The sequence below is a fragment of the Streptomyces sp. PA03-6a genome (assembly GCF_033792765.1).
Lineage (GTDB): Bacteria > Actinomycetota > Actinomycetes > Streptomycetales > Streptomycetaceae > Actinacidiphila.
This window is the reverse complement of record NZ_JARAVK010000401.1, coordinates 1-5,439: the sequence shown is the minus strand read 5'-3', so window position 1 is coordinate 5,439 and position 5,439 is coordinate 1. Positions and strand designations below refer to the sequence as shown.

1 protein-coding gene and 5 pseudogenes are annotated in these 5,439 nt (G+C 66.5%); 3 read left to right on the top strand and 3 right to left on the bottom strand.

Annotation, left to right across the window (positions count from 1 at the left end):
- Positions 1-320 precede the first annotated feature (320 nt).
- Positions 321-550: pseudogene (locus tag PV350_RS44095) on the top strand (transposase); the annotation flags it as partial.
- 319 nt (positions 551-869) lie between these two features.
- Here the strand turns inward: PV350_RS44095 and PV350_RS44090 are convergent.
- Both PV350_RS44090 and PV350_RS44085 read right to left on the bottom strand, forming a co-directional pair.
- Positions 870-1,596, bottom strand: a pseudogene (locus PV350_RS44090) (ISAzo13 family transposase); the annotation flags it as partial.
- A 253-nt stretch (positions 1,597-1,849) separates the two neighbouring features.
- Positions 1,850-2,188: a hypothetical protein gene (locus PV350_RS44085; protein WP_500338999.1), complete on the bottom strand. Its 339-nt coding sequence runs from the start codon at positions 2,186-2,188 to the stop codon at positions 1,850-1,852.
- 388 nt (positions 2,189-2,576) lie between these two features.
- Here PV350_RS44085 and PV350_RS44080 point away from each other — a divergent pair.
- Positions 2,577-2,918: pseudogene (locus PV350_RS44080) on the top strand (transposase); the annotation flags it as partial.
- A gap of 250 nt (positions 2,919-3,168) precedes the next feature.
- Here PV350_RS44080 and PV350_RS44075 read toward each other — a convergent pair.
- Positions 3,169-4,411 (bottom strand): annotated as a pseudogene (locus tag PV350_RS44075) (IS110 family RNA-guided transposase); the annotation flags it as partial.
- 452 nt (positions 4,412-4,863) lie between these two features.
- Here PV350_RS44075 and PV350_RS44070 point away from each other — a divergent pair.
- A pseudogene (locus PV350_RS44070) lies at positions 4,864-5,328 on the top strand (IS5 family transposase); the annotation flags it as partial.
- Positions 5,329-5,439: the final 111 nt, after the last annotated feature.

Genomic DNA, 5,439 nt, shown 5'->3' with positions numbered 1-5,439 from the left:
GGAAAATTCTCCCCCACCACCAACCGCGCAAGCCACTCCAACCCCCTCGGCAACTTAATACTCAACGCCCCACCCTCCCCACGCACGACACAGCAAGCACGGCCAACACAGCACCATATCCGCCAATCCCACAGACACCGCAATCACAGTCCAGGACCCCATAACCCGCCAAGAACCCCGCGTATAGAAAATCCACGGCACATAATCGAACGATGACGCCCAAACACGGGAAGCGAAAGACGGACGACAAGCGCGCTAATTTCAGCCTTTCCAGGCCAAAACCCGCACCACCGCACCACCGAGCCTTCCCGGAAAGAAAGCTCCACGCGCTGATCGCGGTCGGCGTCAACGCTGACGGACACCGCGAGATCCTGGGCCTGGACGTCGCCACCGCCGAGGACGGAGCCGGCTGGCGTTCCTGCGCTCGCTCATCGCCCGCGGCCTGAACGGGGCCCAGTTCGTCGTCTCCGACGCCCACGCCTGCCTCGTCGACGCCGTCGGAGCCGTCCTGCCTGGGGCTTCATGGCAGCGTTGCCGCACCCACTGGAGCCGTAAAGAATCAAAGTGTTGTCGCGGCCAGGAGGTCGGCTGCGGTGCGGTATCGGGTGGTTCCCGGTGGCGGCAGGTGGCCGGCTTGTTTGAGGAGGGGCCGCAGTTCGCGGACGACGTTGCCGATGGAGGACCTGCTCACGTCGCCCAAGGCGTCAGCAAGGACGTCCAGGGTGCACAGTTTCCGCAGGTAGATGAGGGCGATGACGACGCGCTCCTGGTTGCCGAATTTCTGTGGGAAGACGCCTTTGCGGGTGCCTGGCTGGCGTTCACCGCCGCGGCGCTCGTAGGAAACGCGCTCGGTCTGGGCGATTTGGCGGGGTGCCCGGCGGGAAGTGGCAGACCGTGATCGCAAGCCCCGTCTCGGCGGCCAACGCGGCCAGCTCGCTCCCGGTAGCGGTGGCCGTTGGAGCCGCCTGCATCGGCGGTGATCAGTAGCCGGGTCGCAGTCGGGTAATCCTGGCTGCCGCGGGCGGTCCACGAGCGGCAGATGGACTCCACCGCGAAGACGGAGGTGTCGTGGTCGATGCCGACGTTGACCCAGCCTGTGTTGCGGTCAAGGTCGTAAATCCCGTACGGGATCGCCTGCTCGACACCTGGGCCGCTGAAGAAGAAGTGGTGGTCCTCGACCTGGACCGGATCGCCCTTCGGGCGCCACTCCCGCCCGGCCATGGGCAGCTGGCCGATCTGCTCGCGCTTCTTGGTATCCACGCTGATCACCGGCTCACCCGCCGCCTGATGGGCCATGACCTGCTCATTGAGATACTTGAATTGGGCGTCCCGATCTGGGTGCTGAACGCCTTCCAGGGTCTTGGCTTTGCCTTGCAGGCTGAAGCCCGCCTGTCTGAGCAGACGGCCCACGGTCGGCGCGGACACCCGAAACCCCTGCCCGGCCAGCTCGTCCGCCAGGTGCCGCAGGGACTTGGTCGTCCACCGCAGCGCAGACTGCGGATCACCCCGCTCGTCCGGCTCGACCAGCCCCATCAGGGCCGCCAACAGGCCATGTTCGACGCCTCGGCCCGCTTGCGGCCCCCTCCGTACCCGCCCAGATCCAGGCCACCAGTTCCTCCGGTCGTTCGATGCTGTTCTTCCGGACGACCTCGCCGGCGTGGTCCTACTCAGCGATCCGCTCGAAGGCGTTCGCATCTCCTAATCAGCGGCCGAGTCGTCGTGAGACGCCGGGCGGCCAGGTGAGTGGAACCATCGAGGGCAACCGCATAGAAGCCATACCCGGTGTCTCTGGGTCTCTGGACCCTACGACGGCCCGTCCAACCCACGAACAAGGTAGGATCGCATAGCCTCAAAAGTACCTCGCGTTGTTGTTGTCCCTGTCCCGTACGGACACGAAGCGTGCCCTGGCTTTCTGCCAGGTGCCGCCGTTGATCCAGCCCGCCATTGGCCCGTCGTTGCTACTGCCGAACGAGCCGTAGATCCAGTGGTTCGCTTCCCCGCGCACCTTGACGGCGAAAGCCGCGTGCCCATGCCCGTAGGCCCCCTGCGGAGCAAGGAGCATGCACACGCGCCCCGGCGGTGCGGCTTGCGCCGTCACTGGTGTGACCAGCACACCTGACGCGAGGACCGTGTGCGTGCCAACGGTCAACGCTCCCATCCGGTACAGCAGTCTTCTGAAGATCCCCATATCGGTGATGCCCTTCGTGTTGGTATCAACCTCGCCCCGCAGCCCAAGTGATCGGAGTAGCCGGTCGGCCAGCAGGCGTCGATGTGGCGATCCGTCATGTCTTAGAAGGCGCGGACACTCCTTGATCATCTCTATTCGCCACATACCATAGCAATAACTCGCAAGAGGGAATCTCTCCGTTTGGGAAGCTGGAGTGGGCTTCTCATAGACCCCGAACTTTTCTGTGGGCCCGCCCAAGCCCGCAGTGTTACGGCCAAGCCGGCCAGAAGACTGGACTACAGCCCTCGGTCCGCTGTCCGACTCGCCCGCTACGGTCTAACTGATCGTTTCAGAATGAGGTCGGCGTGTCGGCTGGATGTTAATGATCTTCGTCGGCAAGGTCTGCGGGGTGTCTGATGATCTTGTCCCGGATGACCTGTGGGAGCGCATGGCCCCGCTGCTGCCGCCGCAACCCGAGCGAAGGCACCGGCACCCAGGTCGGCTTCGGGTGCCTGACCGTGTTGCACTGGCGGGCATTGTCTACGTGCTGCGCAAGGGGGTGGCCTGGCGGGACGTGCCCGCCGGCGTGGTGGGCTGCTCGGGCGTTACCGCCTGGCGCCGACTGCGGGACTGGACCGAAGCCGGTGTCTGGCCCCGACTGCACGCGGAGCTCCTTGCCGAACTACGCAAGACCGGCTTGCTCGAGATGGACGACTGCGCGATTGATGGCTCCCATGTCAGAGCCCTCAAAGACATCTCAGGGGGCTATGAAATCAAGCCGCCTGCTCGGTTGGGGGTCGTGTCTCCCGTCGTGGTGTAGCCGATCACGGTCCGTCGCCTCCGCTTCGGAGGCGTCCGGCACGTGCCCCTGCGCGCCGTCGTGCGATCACCGCTGGTCCCGGCTCGGGGGCCTCAACACGGCCTCCGGCGACAGCGATTCGGGATGCGACCTGGGGATTCCGCCAGCTTGATCGGCTACACCACTTGGCGGGACGCCATCCGGTTGGGGGTGACAGGAGCGGTGCGAAGGCGTGCTGTTCGTCAAATTGCTGTCGGGTCTTGAGGCAGTGATGGAGCTGGCCGAGGAAGCGGTTCAGCAAGTGCCTTTGTGCGGCGGCATGCCAATCACCATGCTCGCGTCGGCGCCGGTAGTGCGCGTTCGCTCCCGGTGAGGCGGTGAGGGCGGCGAAGGCCCAGAGGAAGCCGGCGTTGATGAGGCGATTGTTCTTGACGAACCGGCGGCCGACGAAACGCTTCTTGCCGGAGGCCCGAGTGATGGGCGCGGATCCGGCGTACGACTTCAGCGCCCTCGCGTCGGGGAACCGTGCCCGGTCGTCGCCCAGCTCGGCGAGCACGCGGGCCCCGAGCATGGGCCCCAGGCCGGGGAAGCTGAGCAGGATCTCGCTGTCGGCGTGCTGGTGAAAGGCGGCTGTGGCCGCCTCCGCGAGATCGTCCGCGGCCTGGCAGGCGGCGTCCAGCAGCTTGAGCAGGGCCAGGAGCTGGTGGCCGAAGGCGTCCTCGACACCGGGGAGCTGGTGGGCATACTCAGCGCGGAAGACGTCCCGGAGCCGCTCGGCCTGCGCGTCGCCGCTGCGGAGGCGGCCACTGCGTTTGAGGGCAGCCCGCAGCTGGGCGAGGGTGAGCTTCGCGGCCTTGGCCGGAGGTCGGCGCCAGAGTGAGGATGACGCGGGCGTCAGCTCTGGTCAGACCGCCTTGCTTGCCCTGGAAGGCCAGCAGAGCAGCAGGGTAGTACTCGCGCAGGAGCGAGCGGACCTGGTTGGCGACCTGTTGCCGAGTCCAGACGGCGTCCTGCTGGGCGCGGGCCAGGACGGTAATGACCTGGGCGAGTTCGGATTGGGCCGGCAGGGGTCGGTGGGCGTGCATGTCGGTGCGCAGGATGTTCGTCAAGACCAAGGCGTCGCCCGGGTCGGACTTCTTGCGGCTGACGCCGTGGCGGTCGCGGTAGCGAGCGGCGGCGAGCGGGTTGATCGCGAAGACACGGCGGCTGCCGGTGCGCAGGGTCGCCACCAGGAGGCCGTGGCTGGTCTCGATGGCCACCGGTATCGGATCTTCGGGGCTGTCGCCGTGTTCGGCGAGGAGGGCCAAGAGCTTGTGGTAGCCGGACGCGTCGTCGGTGATACGGGCTTTGGCGAGCAGAGTGCCGGCTTCGTCGACGAGGGCGACGTCGTGGTGGCGCTCTGCCCAGTCGATGCCACAGAACACGGTCAAGCGGTCCTCCAAGATCCGTCCGTTTATGCAGGTCACGAGCACATGCGGGTCACGCGGCGCCCTAATCCAAGGACTCGTTGGTCCGCCATCTCAGTAGCCGTTCGCGACACCAGCGCACTCCAGGGGCTCGATCTTCTGCAGAGCTCGTGGGCTCGCGGATGATCAAGAGGTCGACCCTGGAGCGGGCTCGCGCCGTGACGATCAATGTCCGAGCAGTCCATGCGAGTTTCGCGGTGACCACGGAGACGCCGGGCTCTCTGCTCTTGACAGAAGCCTCAAGGGCCCGGGGAAACCGAGGCATCAGCCCGGCGCCCGCGTCATCACTGCGGACCCCGCACAGGACAGCGATGCCGCTCTTTGAGGAGGCCTGGTCGGCCAGGGGGGATCCAGGCATTCGCTGTCCTGTGCGAGCAGCTGCCCCGGGTCGTTGCATGGTCCTGGGCCGTCTGCTTACGCACTGGATTAGGGGGGATCACGTCGGGCCTTCGCCGGTCGACCGGGCCCGCCCCGGCTCCAAGCACCACTTGATCGTCGACCGCCGCGGCACCCCGCTGGCCGTGTCCGTGACCGGCGGGAACCGGCATGACGTCACGCAGCTGATGCCGCTGCTCGACGCGATCCCGCGAATACGGGGTCTGCGGGGACGTCCGCGGAGCAAGCCCAAGCGCCTGTTCGCCGACCGGGGCTACGACTACGACAAGTACCGCCGGCTGCTGTGGCAGCGCGGCATAAAGCCGCTCATCGCGCGGCGCGGCGTCGCCCACGGCTCCGGCCTGGGCAAGACCCGCTGGGTCGTCGAGCGCACCTTCGCCTGGCTTCACCAGTTCAAACGACTGCGGATCCGCTACGAACGCCGCGCCGACCTCCACCAGGGCCTCTTGGAACTCGCCTGCAGCATTATCTGCCTCCGACGACTCCGCACGTCATTCTGAAACGATCAGTTATTGTCCGATTCGATCGTGGCGATGCCGGCCAGGACCTGCCACCGTATCCCCCGGCACCCGGGCGACACCTCCTTCACCGACTGGGCGCCGTGGGCGATG

Coding starts and splice junctions, on each gene's coding strand:
- PV350_RS44085 (WP_500338999.1), bottom strand. CDS start 2,188: ATGGGGATCTTCAGAAGACTGCTGTACCGGATGGGAGCGTTGACCGTT.